Source organism: Novosphingobium sp. 17-62-19, from assembly GCF_002256775.1.
In the GTDB taxonomy this organism is placed as follows: domain Bacteria; phylum Pseudomonadota; class Alphaproteobacteria; order Sphingomonadales; family Sphingomonadaceae; genus Novosphingobium.
The window spans coordinates 1-18,882 of sequence record NZ_NCII01000064.1 but is presented as its reverse complement, the minus strand read 5'-3'; the positions used below and the strand labels follow the sequence as shown (position 1 = coordinate 18,882).

Below are 18,882 nucleotides of genomic sequence, written 5' to 3'. Positions count from 1 at the left end.
TTCCACCATCTCCAGCCTCCCATCAGATGGAATCCTATGAATCAGGGAATTTGCCGCTTGGGAATCGAAAAATCATATTTCTGCCAAAGTAGTGCTAGGTGCACATAGAACGCCCAAAACGTCACGAAAATACACACTTGCACGCCGCAAACCGCACCGGGCCGGCCAAGGTAGGGCGTTCATCAGCCTCCCATTCGACTGCGGGACGCAAATTTTACATCTTTGCGTAGAGATTCAATCAAAAATCTACGGGTTATCTAAACGTGTTGCCATTTATCGTGGCAAATCATATGGAAGTTGCAACACAGGAATACGCGATAGCGCATCCACCCCAGGAGAGGACACAATGAGGACCCTGTTAGCCGCCACGGCATTGAGCACGACTGTCGTCATCGCATCACCAGCACTTGCCCAGGGCGCCGCGCAAGAAATGGCGCAAGACGTAACCAACGATTCCGGCATTGGCGAAATCGTCGTTACCGCGCAGAAGCGGTCTGAAAACATTCAGAATGTTCCTATCGCAATTTCAGCGGTCAGCAGCCAGTTCCTCGAAACCCGCGGCATCACTTCGATCGACAGCCTCGGTTCCATCGCGCCGAACGTGAAGTTTGAGCGCGCGCCCTCGAACAAGACCATTTCGCAGATCGCCATTCGCGGCTCTGTGACCATCAATCCGGCGGTGACGTGGGAGCCGGCGGTCGGCCTCTATCTCAACGGCGTCTACATCGCCAAAGCGCAAGGCTCGATCTTCGACGTTGCCGATCTTGAGCGCGTGGAAATCCTGCGCGGGCCGCAGGGCACGCTTTATGGGCGCAATGCGCTGGCGGGCGCGGTCAACCTTGTGCCCAAGATGCCGAGTGGTGAGCTGGGGTTCAAGGGTGAGCTGAGCTATGGAAACTTCGACTATGTGAAGGGCCGTGCGGTTATCGATCTGCCTTCGTTCGGGCCATTCTCGCTCAAGCTTTCCGGCCAGATTCAAAAGCGTGACGGCTTTATCAAGCTGACGCCCAACCCCTTCCCGCAGGCCGTGGCCGCAGGCCCGGCGCGCACCGGGCGGACCAACGATCTGGATGGCAAAAGCGGCATGGTCCAACTGCGCTTCAAGCCTGAAGGCAGCAACTTTACCGCCGATTACATGTTCGATTATTCGAAGTTCGATCAGCGGCCCGATTATGCGCAGCTGGTGCGCATCAACCGCAATGGTTTGCCGCAGGACATCTTTGATCCGAACTCGCCCGGCTATGCGTTTGGCGGGGCGTTCTTTCCGCTCGACCTCTATGAGCAGGCTGACCGTCAATCCAGTGGTTCGCTTGACGCTGATCCGCTCTATGAACGGTCGCGCACTTATGGCCACGCGCTCACCCTGACGCTTGATCTTGGGGCGACGACGCTGAAATCGATCACCGCCTATCGCAATTTGAAATGGGCCGACCGCATTGATCTTGATGGATCACCTTTGCCTGTGGCTTTTACCGGGCGCGACACCAGCTTTGACAGTTGGAGCCAGGAATTGCAGGCTTCAGGATCGGTCATGGATGATCGGCTGAAGTACGTGGCCGGGGTGTTCTACTACAAGGAAAAGGCCGAAACGCTGGGGCCGCAAAGCTTCTTTGGCGGTGGGTCTTCGTTCCAGTCAGACTATGGTTCCCACACCGAGGCCTTTGCCGCGTTCGCGCAGCTGGATTTCAGCGTGACCGATCAGTTGAAGCTGACTGTGGGCGGGCGCTATACGCATGAAAAGAAGGACGTGCGCCGCTTCCTGCGCGTGAACTTCGATGCGGCCAACGGCATCTTTGCGCCGGTGGTTGTCGCCAACATTCCCTATGGCGGCGTGCCTGATGCCAAATACAACAAGTTCAACCCGGCCATCACCGTGGCTTATCAGGCCAATTCGGACATCAACCTTTACGCCCGCTTTGCTCAAGGGTTCAAATCCGGCGGGTTCAACGGCGAGACCAACGATTTCCGCGCGCCGACTGCCGATTGCCCGACCGGAGCCATCGAGCTTTGCAATCCTTATCGGCCCGAAACGGTCGACAGCTATGAAGTGGGCGTAAAGACGCGGCTTGCCGGTGGCAAGGTCATCCTCAATGTTGCGGGCTTCTGGGATGAGCACAAGGACATCCAGCTTTCGGTGTTCACCGCCAATGGCGCGGCATCATCGATCGTACGCAATGCCGCAGCCGCGCGCATTCGCGGGCTCGAGATCGAAACGGTGATCCGCCCGACCGATGCACTGACGCTCAACGGTTCGCTGGCGTTCCTTGATCCTACATACAAATCGTACATCGAAGCGGTGAACGGCGTGGATACCAACGTGGCCGACAACCGCGCGTTTCCGCACACGCCCAAGACGACCGCAGCGGCAGGCGTGGACTTGCGCGTGGCACAAGGGGATTGGGGCCGGTTCAACATCAATGGCGATGTGAACTATGTTTCGGGCTACTACACGTTCCCCTATGCGCTGGTAACGCCCAACGCTTCGGCGCAGAACGCCAACAACACCAGGTCCAAGGGCCGCACCATCGTGAACCTGCGTGCGGCGATTGCCGAAGTGCCGCTGGGCGGGGCGAAGGCGGAATTTGCGCTGTGGGTGAAGAACCTGACCAAGGAGCGCGATCCTTCGAACTTCATCGATTTCGGCCCCGGCTTTGGCGGGCTGACCGTGGGATACTTCCCCGATCCGCGCACGTATGGCCTGACCGCAGGCGTGAAGTTCTGAACATGATGGGGGCGGGCAGTGGTGTCTGCCCCTTTTGCCTGAATACCAATCGCAAAAGCGACGCGACCTCTGGGAGAATACCATGCTGTTTGAAGGCAAACGCGGACTGATTACTGGCGCGGCTTCGGGCATTGGCCGCGCCACCGCCATTATGTTCGCCGCACAAGGCGCGCGGCTGACCATTGGCGACCGCAATCTTGCAGGGCTGGAAGAAACCGCCGCGATGATGGCGATAAAGCCGGTGGTGCAGGCTTATGACGCCACCGATTTTGACACCTGCCGCGCGCTGGTGGACACTGCTGCCGTCGATGGACTGGACTTTGTGTGCAACATTGCAGGCCTGCTCAAGTGGGGACCATCGCACGAATTTACCTCCGCGGATTTCGATCTGCTGATGACGGTGAACGCCACCAGCGTGTTCGTGATCTGTCAGGCCGCGATGCCGCACCTGATCAAGACCAAGGGTGCCATCGTGAACACTGCGTCGACCGCAGCCTTGCAGGGCCAGCCCTACAACATCGCCTATTCGGCATCGAAACACGCGGTGGTGGCGATCACCAAGGGGCTGTCGATCGAATATGCCGCGCAAGGCGTGCGCATCAACGCGATCTGCCCCGGCCACGTGCTGACCCCGATGACGCGCGACACGCTGCCGCCCGAAGGCGTGGATTGGGCGCTGATGATGCGCAACGCGCCCAAACTGCTCGACGGCGCGTGTGAGCCTGAGGACATTGCGGAGATGTTTGCGTTCCTGGCCAGTGACAAGGCCCGCAAGGCAACCGGCGCGCTGTTCACCATCGATGGTGGCCAACTGGCGGGTTGAATGATGGTGTTTGCAACCACGAAAGGCCGGAAACCCTCCCCGCTGCGACTAACCTCGCCTGCGGCTCGATAAGTCTTGCTCCCCTCCCTTGAGGGAGGGGCTGGGGGTGGGTGTTTGGCATCAGCGTTTGAAGCGCACCAGAAAAAGGAGACTGCGATGACCGATCCCCACACCGAAGTGGGCCATCTGGACCACGTATGGCGCAATTTCTGCGCGCAACTGGCCGAGGCGGGCGAGGTGCTGGGGCGGCCTTCCAGCCCGACCCACGCGCTCGATCAGGCCGAAGGCTTGCGCTATCTCAGCCGTCTGGCGCGCACCGCGCTGAACATGCTGGTGGACAGCGCCGATCCCGATTTTCCGCGCCTGTTCCTGCTGTGCGATGACAAGATCAAGATCGGGGCGGACAACCCCGACAACCTTTACCAGCAATGCGTGGTGCGCGGCGATCAGGAGTACCGGATCACCGGAAAGCGCAATTCGGTCCCCTATTTCTCCATCGGCAGCAAGGCCAATCGCTATGCCATCGACGGGACGATGGCATCGACCGGCGAGATCGAATTTGCCGACATGGAGTTCGGCCCGGACGGCACGTTCGAAATTCATGTGAGCAAGGACAGGAAGCCCGGAAACTGGCTGCCGCTGGCCGGGGATTCGACGCTGCTGATCGTGCGCCAGACCTTTGACGACAAGACCACGCAAGTGGCTGCCGACATCGTGGTCGAGCGCGTAGGGGCAGGGCCTGCTGTGCCCGCGCTGCTGACGCCCGAATTGATCGAGCGCCAGCTCATGGCCGCCGCAGCGTGGACGCGCGGCACGGCCAATACTTTTGCCAACTGGTCCGAATGGTTCAAGGCCCACCCCAACCAGTTCTACGATGCGCCGCAGGAGATCTTCTGGAAAGCGGGCGGCGATCCCAACATCTGGTACGGGCACTTCTACTATGACCTGCAACCCGGCGAAGCGCTGGTGATTGAAACGCCGATCCCCGATTGCCGCATGTGGAACCTGCAGGTGGACAACTGGTGGATGGAATCGCTCGATCACGTGCACCAGAGGGTGTGGGTCAACAACACGATGGCAAAGTATGAAGCCGATGGCAGTGTGATGGTGGTCTGCGCCGATGTCGATCCGGGCTTTGGGCATTGGGTGGACCTTGCCGGGCACCGGTCGGGCACCGGTCTGTGGCGCTGGTTCAACGCGGCAGCGCCGGTTGTGCCGAAGATGCGGGTGGTGAAGGTTTAGGGCGGCAGGGAGGACAAGCCGCTGGCTTACCGTCCCACCACCTTCGTCACTCCCGACTTGATCCGGGGTCCATTTCTCGACCGAGAGCCTTGGTCTGATCGGCGAAATGGATCCTGAAACAAGTTCAGGAGTACGGTGATGGGTGCCTTGCGTCGCTGCTCAGCGTGCGCGATGACGCACACAGATGGCACGCAAGAAACGATACCTTACCGCACGGATGCCCGATGGTTATGTGAAGACCATCGGCCCCACCGCCGGTGCGTTCACCCATTACTGGCGCATCGTGGCCATGCTGGAAAGCGGGAAGACCGAGGTATTCTGGGGCCACGCGCGGTCACTGGCCGAGGCCAAGAGCAAACGCGCGCCAGCCAATGACGCAGCCCGCCAACGCGGGTGGAAGAGCTTCGCCTTCGAAATTGCCGAGTTGGAGGAGACGCCTGCCTGACCCGCAGGGACTTAAGTGTCCCAGTGAATCAGGTGGCTGATGTCGGTGCGTTCATCGGGCTTTCGGCCGGTAGTCGCAAGGCGCTGAACCGATAGCCGCCCCCCGGTCTGGCTGAACTTGGTCAGCACTTCGATCACGCGGTCATAATATGTGCTTTCGATCTTCCACACCCCGCCTTCACGGCGATAGGTGTCGGTATAGATTGCGGTGCCGAAAGTGTGATCGTCCTTTTCCAGATCGATGAACACGTCCTGCAGATACCAGATGCCGGTGGCCGTGTTGTCGCCGGTCACGTGGACTTCGGGCATGATCCCGATGTGCATCGCCGCCGCGCCCGAATGAAACGAATTGGCGAGGAATTCGAGCATTGGCGCGCGGCCCTTGAGCGAGACCTTGTATGTGCCGCCGTTGTAGACGCATGACACGTTCTCGACGAAGATATCGGCCAGAAGCGCCTGATCGCCGGTATCGATGCCTCGGAAATAGCGGTGCTTGAGCACCTTGATTTCCTCGATGTCGGACAACTGTTGCAGGGTAAGCGCCATGGTTGATCAGGCTTTCTGTTCTTGGGCGTAAAGCTCTTCGGCGCGGGCCTTCAGCGCGCGGGCAGAATCGTCGAACGCGCGCTTTACCCACGGGCCGGCAAAGCGGAACACGTGGATGCCGTTTGCGCCCAGAAAGGCATCGGTGCTGAAATAGCGGCAGGATTCCGGCCCCGTCGGCTCGATCACCTGATCGCGGCGGGCGGGGTAGGGCCAGAAATCGCTGTGGACCATTTCCCATGACAGCAGGCGTTCGGGATCGTTGGCGCAGATGTATTCGCAATTGGGCACGATGCTGCCCGGCACGGCATAGTTCATCAGCTTCATGTTCACCGCCGCGCCCATTTTGAGCGTGGATTCCGCCTTTACGCAGAATGGATTCCATTCGTTGTAGCGTGGCATGTCGGTCAGGACCTGCCAAACCACGCGGGCCGGGGCGGCGATGTCTACCGTATCGCTGACGGTGATGGCATCGGGGTCAAGCCCCGATACCGGATCATCGGCGAGCGTGGGGTGGCTTTTCATCCATTCGAGCAGCATCGTGGCGTCTCCCGTTCAGGCCGCGACCCAATCGCCGCCGTTCACATCGAGCATCGCGCCAGTGACTTCCGAAGCGTAGTCCGACAGCAGGAAGTACACCGCCTTGGCGCAATCGGCGTCGGGCGGGATGTGGCCAACCGGGATTTCGCTGGCGCGCTGCGTGCGGAAAGCGTCCGCGCCATCGCCAAGGCTCTTGATGAAGCCTTCCAGCGGCGCGCCCATCATCCAGCCCATCAGCGCGGTGTTCACGCGGATGCCGCTGCCGCCGAATTCGACCGCAAGGTGGCGCGTCATGTGGTTCAGCGCGCCCTTGGCCATGCCATAGCCGCCTTCGCCGGGCATCGGCTTGCGCGTGCAGAGCGTGGAAATGTTGACGATGGAGCCGGAACCTTGCGCCTTCATCGTGGGATAGACCGCCATGGCCATGCGCAACGCGCCCGCCGCGCCGACATCGAACGCCTGCAGCACTTGCTCTACGTCATGTTCGATCAGCGGACCCCAATCGGGGTGGTAATAGGCTGAGTTTACAAGGCCATCGATGCGGCCCCACTTGTCCACGGCGGCCTTTGCGGCGGCCTTGCACTGGTCCATGTCGGTCACGTCGAGCGGCACGGCAATCGCTTCACCGCCTGCGGCCACGATCTCGTGCGCCACGTCTTCGATGGCCTGCTTCGACCGGGCGGTGACGACGACTTTTGCGCCTTCACGCGCCGCACCGCGGCAGGCAGCCTGCCCCATGCCGGGGCCAGCGCCTGTGATGATGACGACTTTGTCCTTGAGGATCATCCGTTTTCTCCCGGTATGGCTGGACTTTTGTCCGTTGTGCCGTGGTGGTTGAGGGCGTCAGCCCTCGCGTTGTTTGAGGATGTCTAGTGCGACATCGACGATCATATCTTCCTGCCCGCCGACCATCTTGCGGCGACCCAGTTCGACAAGGATCGTGCGCGTGTCGATGCCGTATGTTTCGGCGGCTTTCTCGGCGTGGCGCAGGAAGCTTGAGTAGACCCCGGCATAGCCCAGCGCGAGCGTTTCACGGTCCACGCGGACCGGGCGGTCCTGCATCGGGCGCACGATGTCTTCGGCGGCGTCCATCAGCATCATCACGTCGCAGCCGTGGTTCCAGCCCTTGCGGTCGGCGGCGGCGATGAACACTTCGAGCGGCGCATTGCCCGCGCCTGCTCCCATGCCGGTGAGGCTGGCGTCGATGCGCACTGCGCCGCACTGGGCCGCGATGATCGAGTTGGCGACGCCCAGCGACAGGTTGTGATGTGCGTGCATGCCGCGCTGCGTTTCGGGTTTGAGCACGCGGTCATAGGCTTCGAACCGCGCGCGCACGCCGTCCATATCCAGCGCGCCGCCGCTGTCGGTGACATAGACGCATTGCGCGCCATAGCTTTCCATCAGCACGGCTTGTTTGGCGAGCAGTTCCGGTTCGATCATGTGGCTCATCATCAGGAAGCCCGAGACGTCCATGCCCAGATCGCGGGCGATGCCGATGTGCTGTTTCGATACGTCTGCTTCGGTGCAGTGCGTCGCCACGCGGACCGAGCGGACGCCAATGTCATAGGCGCGCTTGAGTTCTTCGACTGTGCCGACACCCGGCAGGATTAGCGTGGTCAGCACGCAGGTGGTCAGCACTTCGGCCACGGCTTCGAGCCATTCCCAGTCGGTGTGTGCGCCAAAGCCGTAGTTGAAACTGGCGCCCGACAGGCCATCACCGTGGGCCACTTCGATGGCGTCAACACCGGCCTTGTCGATGGCAGAGGCAATCGCCTTGACCTGATCGATACCGTACATGTGGCGGATGGCGTGCATCCCATCGCGCAGGGTGACGTCCTGGATATAGAGCTTGTCGCCGGCTTCGACGTTGAAGGTGGAGGTCATTGGATTACCCCGGATTGGTTGGCGGCAAAGTGGTTGTCAAAAGCCCCCTCCTCTTCAGAGGAGGGGGTTGGGGGTGGTGTTTTCAACGTCAGCGCAAACATCCGCGATGCTGGTGCATCGCCACCACCCCCCAGCCCCCTCCTCTGAAGAGGAGGGGGAGGAAACGGGCAAGGACGCGAGAGTTGGGCCGCGAGTATCACGCCACAGCCGCCATGCGCCGCGCGGCGAGCAATTCACCAGTGGCTTTGGCGGCGGCGGTCATGATGTCGAGGTTGCCGGAGTAGCTGGGCAGGTAGTCGCCTGCGCCTTCGACTTCGAGCATGATCATGGATTTGACGCCGCTGAATTCGCCTTGCCCTGGGATCTTCAGCTTGTTGTTGTCGCCATAGCGTTCGAACTGCACTTCCTGCTTCAGGCGATATCCGGGAACGTACTTCTGCACCTCGGCCACCATGTCCTTCACCGACTGGCGGATCGCGTCTTCATCCGCGCCTTCGGACAGGGTGAACACGGTATCGCGCATGATCATCGGTGGTTCGGCGGGGTTGAGGATGATGATGGCTTTGCCGCGCGTGGCACCACCCACTTCTTCGATGGCGCGGGCGGTGGTGCGGGTGAATTCATCGATGTTGGCACGCGTGCCGGGTCCGGCCGAGCGGGAGGAGACTGATGCCACGATCTCGGCATAGTGAACCTTGCCCACGCGGCTGACGGCGGCGACCATCGGGATTGTCGCCTGACCGCCGCATGTCACCATGTTTACGTTTGACGCGCCAAGGTTGGCTTCCATGTTGACCGGGGGCACGATGAATGGGCCGATGGCGGCGGGCGTCAGATCGACCACCTGAATGCCATCGGCGCGCAGGGCCGCGTCATGGACTTTGTGCGCATAGGCGCTGGTCGCATCGAAGGCGATGCCGATGTCCTTGTACAGCGGGTGCTTTTGCAGGCCTTCCAGCCCTTCGTGCGTGGTGGCGATGCCGTGCGCACGCGCCATGGCGAGGCCTTCAGACTTCTCGTCGATGCCCACGACGATGGCGAGGTCCATGTTCTGCGGATACTTGATCATCTTCATCATCAGATCGGTGCCGATATTGCCCGAGCCGATGATTGCGGCCTTGATACGCGCCATTGAAGTATCCTTACACGAAGTTCGCAACGCAGGTGCCCAGGGGGCCGCTGGCATCGCTCAAGGTCATTTCGAAACGGTCACCCTTTGCCGCCGGGGCGAGGGGGACGAGGCTGCCCGACAGGATCACATCGCCCGCATCGAGCGTCACGCCATAGGCGCCCAGCGTATTGGCCAGCCAAGCCACGGCCTGCGCCGGATCACCCTGTACCGCATGGCCATAGCCTTCGGACAGCGGCTCCCCGTTCTTGGTCACCGCCACATGCAGGTTGGGCAAATCGAGACCCGCCGGATCGAGCCGCTCTGCACCGATCACATAGACGCCGCACGAGGCGTTGTCCGACACGGTATCGACGATCTTGATTTTCCAGTCGTCAATCCGGCTGTCGACGATTTCAAAGCAGGGCGCGATGCTTTCCGTCGCGGCCAGCACATCGGCGGCGGTCACGCCGGGGCCGTTCAGTGGGGCCTTGAGGATGAACGCAATCTCCGCCTCGGCGCGCGGGGCGATCAGCGCCTTGGTGTCGATGTCGATATCGCCATCCACGTGCATCCAGTCGGTCAGGAAGCCGAAATCGGGCTGGTGGACGCCGAGCATGTCCTGCACGGCCTTGCTGGTCACGCCGATTTTCTTGCCCACGACCTTTTCGCCATCGGCCACGCGGCGCGACAGGAAATCGAGGTTGATCGCATAGGCATCGTCCAGCGTGAGCGCCGGGTCCTGCTCGATCAGTGGGGCGATGGTCTTGCGCGCGCGCAATGCTTCGTAAAGCGCGGCTCCATAAGTCTGGATTTTATCGGCGGGCATTGAGGAACTCGATGGCATAGGCGTTGAATTCAGCGGCGCGTTCGACCTGCACCCAGTGGCCGGTGCGGCCAAAGGTTATCGCGCGCACATCGGGGCAGTGATCGAGGAACAAGCGGGAGTGCGCTTCGGGGCAGAACTCGTCATTCAGGCCCCACAGCACGAAAACCGGCTGCGTAATCTCGGACAGGCGCGGCGAAAGGTCGGGCGTGCGCATCCGCATGATCACGTCCTTGGGCTGCGTGCGCGCCACGGCAAAGCGTTCGGCCACCAGCTTGTCCGAAATGTTCGGCGCAAAGTCCGGGTGGACGAGGTTGGATACGAGTCGCTTCTGTTCGGCAAGATTGAAATCCGGGCCGCCGAAGTTTGAGACCATCTTGGTGATGCCGGGCATCACGAAATAGCTCTCACGCTCTGCCACGCAGCCCGGTGCCATCATCACGAGGTTCTTCGTGAATTCGGGATGGTCCAACGTCATCAGCAAGGCAATGCCGCCGCCCAGCGAATTGCCGACCATGCTGGCGCTGGTAATGTCATGCACAATCAGCGCTTCATAGAGCGTGTCAGTGAACAATTGCAGCGTGTAATCAAGGCCTTCGGGCTTTGACGAAGCGCCATAGCCGATCAGATCGGGGAGGATCACGCGATAGCCCGCATCCACGAAAGCATCAATGTTGGCGCGGAAATTGGACGCGCCCGATGCGCCGGGGCCGCTGCCGTGGATGAACACGACTGCGGGAGCCGACGCGTCGCCCGCTTCGGCAATGACGATGTCATAGCCGCCCGCAACGCGGTGGGTGGTAGTTTTCAGATCAGCCATCGCCATCGCTCCGGTCAAAGGAAAGTAAAGCCCGGTGCCTGCCCGCCCAGCGCAGCCACGACATCGCCGGTGCGGTTGGCCGGATCGTTGGCCACATGCGCGCGGCCTGCGTGCAGATCGAGCCAGGGCTGGAGGATCGGGCTGGAATTGTAGATCGCGCGCCCACCCAGCAGCTTGACCATATCGTCTACCAGATCGGCCATGCGCCGCACCACGCTGGCCGAATTGTAGGCATAAAGCGTGCGCTTTTCCATCGGGATGGCCTCGCCGCGTGTCGCATAGCCCATCAGGTCTTCGAAGGTCATGCGCAGCGTCATTTCCATCTCGCTGACTTCGGCATGGGCGCGGGCGATGGCGGCCAGCAGGAACGGATCGTCCTTCGATGCCTTGCCGGTGTTGGTCGAAACGCGGCTTGCGGCAATTTCGCGCGCGGCGCTGATCGCAGCACGTGCGCCGCCGAATGCTGCGGTGGAAACGGAGCGCATGAACACTTGCGCCCATGGCAGCGTGTAGAGCGGCCCGGTGTTGGTCTCCTGCCCCGGATTGTTGCACAAAAAGCCATCGACCGAACGATGCGTGCGGTGTTCGGGCACGAACACATCATCCACGATCACATCATGGCTGCCGGTGCCCTGCAGGCCGAACACGTGCCAGCAATCGGTATCGATTTCATAATCGGCGCGCGGCAGCAGGAACGCGCGCATATCGGGCGCACCGTCCGGTTCCGAAGGCGGCACCATCGCGCCCAGCACAACCCACTGGCAGTGGACCGATCCGGTGGAAAAGCCCCAGCGGCCCGACAGGCGGAAGCCGCCGTCAACCGGGGTGACCTTGCCCACTGGCTGATAGGACGACGAAACGAGAGTGGAGGTATCATCGCCCCAGACCTCGGCCTGCGCTTCTTCGTGGAACAGTGCGATTTCATAAGGATGGCAGCCGACCACGCCATACATCCAGCCCGTGGACATGCAGCCTTCGGCCAGTGCCTTCTGCACATCGTAGAACACGTTGGGGTGCATTTCGTAGCCGCCCCAGCGCCGTGGCTGGAGGATGCGGAAAAAGCCCGCTTCCTGCATTTCGGCGATGGATTGCGCGGGTACATCGCGGTCTGAAACGCAGGCCTGCGCGCGTTCACGCAAAGTCGGGATCATGGCTCGTGCGCGTGCCACCAGCTCATCCCCCGACGGGATTGTATCTGCCTGCGATATTGCAACTGCGCTGGCCATCTTCCCGGACCTCTCCAAATCGACTCACAGCGCTCGACTATGCGCTGCATTCGTAATTTATATTTGCATTGAATACGCAAATCGTCAATTAAATTCCCAATTACCTTTTGATAATGTCGAAATTGAAATTGAAAGTGCCATATCTGGCTTGGGTGGATAAGCGCATGGCAAGGAGGTGGGGTCAAAGTCGACCACACATTCATCGGCGCACCATCAGTCAGTTGCACTTTGGGGCAAACAGATGATTTTGTCAGTGCAAAAATGGCAAAATATGCCGTAGTTGGAGTATGATTCCATCTATGCGTAGGTTATCGCATTTTATGTTACGCAAAGAAAATTCAGGGGAATGATGTAAAATGGCGGTCTCAACAAGAACGCTCGATCTCGTTTCGGCACACGCCGCTCAAGGCCGCAAGGCGCGGCGTATCGCAGATGCGGTGGTCGAAAGCCTGCGCGAGGACGGGTTCTTCCGGCACTTTACGCCAGCCAGCCATGGCGGGCTGGCTGGCACGCCGCAGGACTTTTTCATTGATCAGATCGCCATTGCCGAACGCGACATGAGCACCGCCTGGGCGCTGGGGATCGTGGCTGTCCACAATTACCAGATCGCGCTGATGGCTCCCCAGGCGCAGGACGAAGTATTCGGCGATGGGCCGGATGCTATGATTTCCAGCTCGTACAATCCGGTGGGGGCGAAGGCCGAGACAGCGAACGGCGGCTTTATGCTTTCGGGCCGCTGGGGTTGGTCCAGCGGGTGCCTGCATTGCAACTGGGTGCTTCTGGGCGGCGTCATTCCGGGTGACGGCTATCGCACGTTCCTTGTGCCAGCCAGCGATTATCGGATCGAGGATACCTGGCACACGATGGGTTTGCAAGGGACCGGATCGAACGATATCGTGATTGATGAACCGGTGTTTGTGCCCGAACACCGCACGCACCGGCAGATGGATGGGTTCAATTCGGTCCACCACCAGACCAGCCCGGTCTATGACCTGCCATGGGCGCAAGTGTTCATCCGCGTGGTCAATACTGCGGCCATCGGCGCGGTGCGCCACGCGCTCGTGCTGTTCAAGGATCGCGTCGGGCTTTCTTCAACCGATATGACCAAGACCGCGACCGATCCCGACGTGCTGGACCGTATCGCCCGCGCATCCAACCTTGCCGAAGAATGCCTGGCGGTCATGGTCAGCAATTTCGAGGCGATGGAAGCGGCGCAGTGGAAGCCCACTATCGAAGAGCGCGTGCGCTATCGCTATCAGGCGAGCCTTGTGGCTGATCGCTGTATCGAGGCGATGGACCTGCTGATGGACGTGGCCGGGGGGCGGTCAGTCTATCTCGGCAGCGATTTTCAGGATCTGTGGCACGATGTGCGCATGGCACGCGCGCATGTGGCGAACAACCCGGTCGGCTTTGCTCGCAACTATGCCAGCGTGCTGATGGGCGGGGAAAACGGTGACTATTTCCTGTGAGGGGTGAGGGGAGGGCTTATGCCTTCCCCTCGATCGGGGCGACATCGAACTTGTATTTGATAATATCGACCACCACCGCCGGGGTCAGCGTGCGGATGCCGCGCGTGCAGGACAGCTTGTCCAGCAGGAAATCGGTCAAATCGTCAAAATCCTGAAGCGCCACCAACATGTCGATGTCGTAACTGCCAGTCACCAGATGCGCGGCTACGACTTCGGGCAGGGTAGCCAGTTCGTGGGCCACGTCCGAAGCGGCGCGACCTTCGACCGAGACCGATACGCGCAGCAGCACGTTAAAGCCGTGGGCAGTAAAATCTGACACCGCCACCACGCGCAACTGGTCGGCATCCTCCATCCGCCGGATGCGCGTGGATACGGTGGTGGCCGTCAGCCCCAGCAACTCGGCAATTTGCTGGTTGCTGGCGCGGCCATCCGCTCGCAAGGCGCCGATGATTGCCATATCCGTAGCATCGAAGCTGATAGCCTGAGTGGCTTTTTTCCGTTTGCTACCCATCGGCCGCTTCAGACTGCGCGATACCGGATCACGCGGCCTGCGCCACGGCGCGCACCGCTGCCCGCGCGCCCCGCATGGCCCCTTCGATATAGCCAACTCCCGTGGCATCGCCGATGGCGTGGACGGCAAAGCCCGCATCGCGCAAGCTGTCGGCGAGCGCGAGATCACCCTCTGCCCCCTTGGCCACGATCACGTTACCGCCCGGCACCGTCTGGCGCACGCCTGCCTTGTCGGTGAAGCTGACGCTGTCTGCGCCGATTGCGATATCACTCACCCCGCCATGGAGGCCCACGCCATGTTCGCCCAGTTCGGCGAGCAGGCGCATCCGGCGCACCAGCGTAAGGCCCTTGCCCAGACGCGGCGCTTCCTCGATCACGTTTACAGTACGCCCACGCTCGCTCAGAAATTCCGCGAGTTCGAGGCCCACCAGTTCGCCGCCGATAATGGTGATGGTATCGGCCAGCGGCATCCACGCATGGGTCGCCTTGCGCACCAGCGCGAGGTTTGCCGTGGCCCCGGTCGCTGCGCCCACTTTGGTGGCAAGGCGCGTGAACAGCCCGGTCTTGCGTTTCAATTCGTCGGAGCTTTCGCCCAGCATCATGCGGCGCATGTCATCGCCGGAATAGACGTGGTCCTGCTCACCCCCCGCAATCGGCGGCATCCCGCGCGTGGCACCCGTGGCCACGATCACCGCATCGACATTCAGCGAGCGCAGCAGCTCTGGCGTCGCGACGGTGGAAAGCCGCACGTCGATCCCCGCCTCCTTCACCTCACGCCGCAGCCATTCCAGCAGGCGCTCGTTGGGTTCATAGGCAAGGCTGGCAAAGCGCAGCGTGCCGCCCAACCGGTCGGACTTTTCCAGCAGCGTCACCTTGTGGCCCAGCGCTGCCAGACGGCGCGCCGATTCCATGCCGCCGGGGCCGCCGCCGATCACCGCAACGTGCTTGGCGTTGCCGCCCGCCGCTGCCGGTTCGCCCTCGAACTCCAGCCCCAGCCCGGGATTGACCGCACAGCGCGTCGGCTCGCCCATGTAGATCGCCGAAACGCAGGTATAGCAGTAGACGCAAGGGCGCACCTGCTCGGTCTGGCCCTCGGTCAGCTTGCGCGGCAGGTGCGGGTCGGCCAGCAGCTTGCGGCCCATCGCGATGAAATCGGCCTCGCCCTTGCCGATGGCGCTGTCGGCGGTCGCCACTTCGATGCGGCCCGATCCGATCACCGGAATGCTCACCGCCTTGCGGATTTCTGCAGTGGCGGGAAGGTTCCAGTCCTCCAGATGCGGGATGTTCGATTCCGAATGGAGTTTGCCCACGCTGGTATCGTGATACGACGTGATGGTGATGGCATCGACGCCCGCCGCCTCGACCATCTTCGCATTGGCAATAGCATCCTCGATTGTGATGCCGCCCGCCTTGCCTACTTCGCGCGAATCGATCTTGATCCACACCGGATAGTCGCGGCCAACTTCACCCCGGATCGCGGCAATCACTTCCAGCGTCAGGCGCAGCCGGTTCTCGCGGCTGCCGCCATATTCGTCGGTGCGGTTGTTGGTATAGGGCGATGTGAAGGATGACAGCAGGTAGCCGTGCCCGCCGTGGATTTCCACGCCATCGAACCCGGCCTCCTTGGCCCGTCTTGCGCCATCGGCAAACTGGCGCACGGCGATGGCGATGTCGTCTTTCTCAAGAATGTTCAGTTCGGGCGCTTTCATCCCGGCCAGCTTCGCCAGTTCTTCCATCAGGAAGTAATCGGTGAAATTGCCCTTGGGCGTTGGCGGAACGGCTGGACCCCATAGAGCATGGCCCCAGCGCGCATGGCTGTATCCGGCCACGAACCCGCCGTGGTGCAACTGCGCGGCGATCTTTGCGCCATGCGTGTGGACCCGGTCGGTCATCACTTTCAGCGCGGGGATAAAGCGATCATCCGAAATGGCGGTCTGCTGCATCGCCACTGCGCCCACCGGCCAGGCCACACCGGCCACGCCCGAAATAATTAGCGCCGCGCCACCTTTGGCCTGCTCCTCATGATAGGCCATGATGCGCTCACCCACCGTGCCATCGTCTTCCGACAGGCTGACGCCCATTGCCGTCACCGCGATGCGGTTCTTAAGTTCCATCGTGCCGATGCGGCCGGGAGAAAGCAGGTGCGGGTAAAGATTGGAGGACACGGGCGCGGTCTTTCTCAAAATCGGCTTTGTCAGATGGTCTTGCAAAGCCGGATGGCATCCACAACGCGCATCGCCGATGAGCCTGCCTTATCCCGCATGAACCCTCTCGATACGCTGTTTGGTTGATTATTGCGTAATCAATGCGCGATTGAAATACGATAATCAAGGGTATAAGCGGGTTTGTCCGCATTCGATGCGAAAAATATCAGCCGATGGGAGAACGTACTGATGGCACGTGATGCTGCCGTATTCAAAGATGGTGTGGCCGTTATCACCGGGGCCGGATCGGGCATCGGCGCAGGCCTTGCCCGGCGCGCGGGCGCTTTGGGAATGACCGTGATCGTCACCGATGTAAATGCAGCATCCGCCGCACAGACCGTCGCTGCCATCACCGCAGCAGGCGGCAAGGCCGAGGCCGAGCGGGTTGACGTCTCCATCCCTGAAGAGATGGACCGGCTGGCCGAACTCGTCTTCGCCCGCCATGGCGAAGTGCGCCTGCTGATCAACAACGCCGGGATCGAAACCGTCGGCAACACGTGGGAAGTGCCGACCGCGCGCTGGGAAGCCACGCTCAACATCAACATCCACGGCGTGATCCACGGTGTCCGCGCCTTTGTCCCGCGCATCATCGCCAGTGGCAAGGAAGCGTGGATCGGCAATCTCTCCTCGGTCGGGGCGTTCGGGCAAATGCCGGGACAGACCGCTTATACCGTAACCAAGCACGCGGTGCAGGCTTTCAGCGAATGCCTCTATCTGGAAATGGAGCTGAAAAGTCTGCCAATCCACGTCTCATCCATCGTGCCCGGCATGATGCGCACCAACATCTTCAACGCCGAAGCGGGCGCGGGCGAACCTGCCAGCGCATCCGGCCACCGCCGCGCGATGTTCGAAATGATGCGCGAACATGGCATGGACATCGACGAGGGCTGCCGTCTGTTCCTTGAACAGATGGCCGACGGCCAATTCTGGGTGCACAGCCACCCTGACATGAGCGAGGAGATCATCGCCGGGCGGATCAGGTTCCTGCAAGACCAGATCCCGCCGATCATGCCCGACCTCGCCCGCCAGATCGCGGTGGATTGAAGGGGGAGGGCGAAGCGCGGCCTGCTACAACCAATCCCACGCCCCCCCCTCACCGTCATCCCGGGCTTGACCCGGGATCCCGCTGCCTTTTTGCTACGTCGCAAGGAAGCGGGACCCCGGGTCAAGCCCGGGATGACGATCTTGGGGGGATATCCGTCTCGCCCAAAAATTGCAGTTTTACGTAACTAGGCCGCGCATTTACTACGCAAGGTGTTGACAATACGGCTATCATCGCAGACTTTTGCGTCAAACCACGGGAGAGGCCCCGCATAGGGGCGCTGATGGGCAGGATCACAGGCGAATGAGCTGGAATAAGGAAGTCGACATCGTCGTCGTCGGATCGGGTGCGGGCGGAATGCTCTCTGCGCTCGTCGCGGCAAAGAACCATGCAAACGTGCTGGTGGTCGAAAAGGACAAGCTGTGGGGCGGCACCAGCGCCACGTCGGGCGGGGGCATCTGGATTCCCGGCAGCGATCAGGCCAAGGCCGCCGGGTTTGAGGACAATCTCGATGATGCGTTCATGTATGTCCGCGCGCTGTCGGCCGACAATGTCCCCGATGCCAATATCCGCGCCTTTGTCGATAACGCCGCGATCATGCTGCGCTGGGTCACCGCCAACACGCCGGTAGTCTATACCGCGCAGCCTTACCCCGATTACCACGCGGAAAATCCCGGCGGCTCGGTCACCGGATACCGCACGCACTTGCCCGAAATGCTCGATGGCACGCTGCTGGGCGAAGACCTGAAGACGCAGCGCCTGCCATCGCCTGCGGCCAGCCTGTTCGGCTATCTCAACTGGACTTTCGCCGAAACCTACCAGCTGCTCTATCGCGGGCCGGGCTGGTTGACGGGCCTGCTGCGCAACATGGCCAAGTACTGGTTCGATTGGCCGCTGCGCTTCACCTCCCAAAAGGACCGCCGCCTGACGCTCGGCAATGCGCTTACCGGCGGTTTGCGCGTTTCGCTGAAAGAGGCGAGCGTGCCGCTCTGGCTGAAAACGCCGATGCAGGAGATCGTCACCGAAGGCGGCAAGGTTGTCGGCATCGTGGTGGAAAAGGACGGCAAGCCCTTCCGCATCCGCACGCGCAAGGGCGTCGTGCTGGCCGCCGGCGGTTTCGACAAGAACCAGCAGATGCGCGAGGCCAACGCCCCGCTCTACAGCAAGGCCTACCTTTCGGGCGGCGTCACCAGCAACACCGGCGATTCGATCCGCGCAGGCCAGGCCATCGGCGCTGGCACCATGAACATGCAGTCGGCCTGGGCCGCGCCGGTGTTCTACGTTCCGGGCGAAGATCGCGGGCGGCTCTGCACGATCGAGCGCGCGCTGCCGGGCTGCATCATGGTCAACCAGAAGGGCCAGCGCTACCTGAACGAGGCCGCGTCCTATCACATCGTCGGCCAGCAGATGGCGATGCGCGAACGCGAACACCGCGATGCCTCGCCCAGCTGGATGGTGTTCGACCATAAGTATCGCCAC

At 61.4% G+C, this 18,882-nt stretch carries 17 protein-coding genes; 7 read left to right on the top strand and 10 right to left on the bottom strand.

The window, feature by feature from the left end; translation table 11 throughout:
* Positions 1 to 346: 346 nt before the first annotated feature.
* The 4 genes from B7X90_RS12340 to B7X90_RS12325 all read left to right on the top strand — a co-directional run bounded on the left by B7X90_RS12340 (position 347) and on the right by B7X90_RS12325 (position 5,232).
* A complete protein-coding gene (locus B7X90_RS12340) occupies positions 347 to 2,722 on the top strand; it encodes a TonB-dependent receptor (protein ID WP_292624863.1) in 2,376 nt (791 codons plus the stop codon).
* Between the two features lie 82 nt (positions 2,723 to 2,804).
* Positions 2,805 to 3,545: an SDR family oxidoreductase gene (locus tag B7X90_RS12335; RefSeq protein WP_292624861.1), complete on the top strand. Its 741-nt coding sequence runs from the start codon at positions 2,805 to 2,807 to the stop codon at positions 3,543 to 3,545.
* A 156-nt stretch (positions 3,546 to 3,701) separates the two neighbouring features.
* Complete coding sequence (locus B7X90_RS12330) at positions 3,702 to 4,787, top strand: DUF1214 domain-containing protein (protein ID WP_292624860.1); 1,086 nt, start codon at positions 3,702 to 3,704, stop codon at positions 4,785 to 4,787.
* A 184-nt stretch (positions 4,788 to 4,971) separates the two neighbouring features.
* A complete protein-coding gene (locus B7X90_RS12325; RefSeq protein WP_292624858.1) occupies positions 4,972 to 5,232 on the top strand; it encodes a hypothetical protein in 261 nt (86 codons plus the stop codon).
* 11 nt (positions 5,233 to 5,243) lie between these two features.
* Here B7X90_RS12325 and B7X90_RS12320 read toward each other — a convergent pair whose 3' ends face one another.
* From B7X90_RS12320 to B7X90_RS12285, 8 genes are all read right to left on the bottom strand, one after another.
* Positions 5,244 to 5,777, bottom strand: a complete 534-nt coding sequence (locus tag B7X90_RS12320) for a nuclear transport factor 2 family protein (protein ID WP_292624856.1) — start codon at positions 5,775 to 5,777, stop codon at positions 5,244 to 5,246.
* A gap of 6 nt (positions 5,778 to 5,783) precedes the next feature.
* Positions 5,784 to 6,314, bottom strand: coding sequence for an SRPBCC domain-containing protein (locus B7X90_RS12315; protein ID WP_292624855.1), 531 nt, complete (start codon positions 6,312 to 6,314; stop codon positions 5,784 to 5,786).
* Between the two features lie 15 nt (positions 6,315 to 6,329).
* The gene (locus B7X90_RS12310) at positions 6,330 to 7,100 is read right to left on the bottom strand and encodes an SDR family oxidoreductase (RefSeq protein WP_292624853.1); all 771 of its coding nucleotides are present in this window, start codon (positions 7,098 to 7,100) and stop codon (positions 6,330 to 6,332) included.
* A gap of 57 nt (positions 7,101 to 7,157) precedes the next feature.
* Entirely contained in the window at positions 7,158 to 8,198 is a 1,041-nt protein-coding gene (dmpG, locus tag B7X90_RS12305; RefSeq protein ID WP_292624851.1) for a 4-hydroxy-2-oxovalerate aldolase, read from the bottom strand.
* A gap of 196 nt (positions 8,199 to 8,394) precedes the next feature.
* Positions 8,395 to 9,330, bottom strand: coding sequence for an acetaldehyde dehydrogenase (acetylating) (locus B7X90_RS12300; RefSeq protein WP_292624849.1), 936 nt, complete (start codon positions 9,328 to 9,330; stop codon positions 8,395 to 8,397).
* Positions 9,331 to 9,340: 10 nt separating this feature from the next.
* Positions 9,341 to 10,135, bottom strand: coding sequence for a fumarylacetoacetate hydrolase family protein (locus B7X90_RS12295; protein WP_292624847.1), 795 nt, complete (start codon positions 10,133 to 10,135; stop codon positions 9,341 to 9,343).
* Positions 10,122 to 10,952 carry an alpha/beta hydrolase gene (locus B7X90_RS12290; protein WP_292624846.1) on the bottom strand — a complete coding sequence of 277 codons (831 nt, stop codon included), beginning with the start codon at positions 10,950 to 10,952 and terminating at the stop codon, positions 10,122 to 10,124. Before B7X90_RS12290 ends, B7X90_RS12295 begins: the two co-directional genes overlap by 14 nt.
* Positions 10,953 to 10,966: 14 nt before the next feature.
* Positions 10,967 to 12,178 carry an acyl-CoA dehydrogenase family protein gene (locus B7X90_RS12285; RefSeq protein ID WP_292624845.1) on the bottom strand — a complete coding sequence of 404 codons (1,212 nt, stop codon included), beginning with the start codon at positions 12,176 to 12,178 and terminating at the stop codon, positions 10,967 to 10,969.
* A 356-nt stretch (positions 12,179 to 12,534) separates the two neighbouring features.
* On the opposite strand from B7X90_RS12285, the gene B7X90_RS12280 reads away from it, so the two are divergent.
* Complete coding sequence (locus B7X90_RS12280) at positions 12,535 to 13,647, top strand: flavin-dependent monooxygenase (RefSeq protein WP_292624843.1); 1,113 nt, start codon at positions 12,535 to 12,537, stop codon at positions 13,645 to 13,647.
* A gap of 16 nt (positions 13,648 to 13,663) precedes the next feature.
* Here the strand turns inward: B7X90_RS12280 and B7X90_RS12275 are convergent, their stop codons facing one another.
* Together B7X90_RS12275 and B7X90_RS12270 are read right to left on the bottom strand one after the other, a co-directional pair.
* Positions 13,664 to 14,104, bottom strand: coding sequence for an Lrp/AsnC family transcriptional regulator (locus tag B7X90_RS12275; protein WP_292624841.1), 441 nt, complete (start codon positions 14,102 to 14,104; stop codon positions 13,664 to 13,666).
* Between the two features lie 82 nt (positions 14,105 to 14,186).
* The gene (locus B7X90_RS12270; RefSeq protein WP_292624839.1) at positions 14,187 to 16,322 is read right to left on the bottom strand and encodes an FAD-dependent oxidoreductase; all 2,136 of its coding nucleotides are present in this window, start codon (positions 16,320 to 16,322) and stop codon (positions 14,187 to 14,189) included.
* 228 nt (positions 16,323 to 16,550) lie between these two features.
* Here B7X90_RS12270 and B7X90_RS12265 point away from each other — a divergent pair, with 228 nt between their 5' ends.
* Entirely contained in the window at positions 16,551 to 17,405 is an 855-nt protein-coding gene (locus B7X90_RS12265) for an SDR family NAD(P)-dependent oxidoreductase (RefSeq protein ID WP_292624838.1), read from the top strand.
* A gap of 301 nt (positions 17,406 to 17,706) precedes the next feature.
* The coding region (locus B7X90_RS12260; RefSeq protein WP_292624836.1) for an FAD-dependent oxidoreductase at positions 17,707 to 18,882 on the top strand (1,176 nt) is incomplete at its 3' end.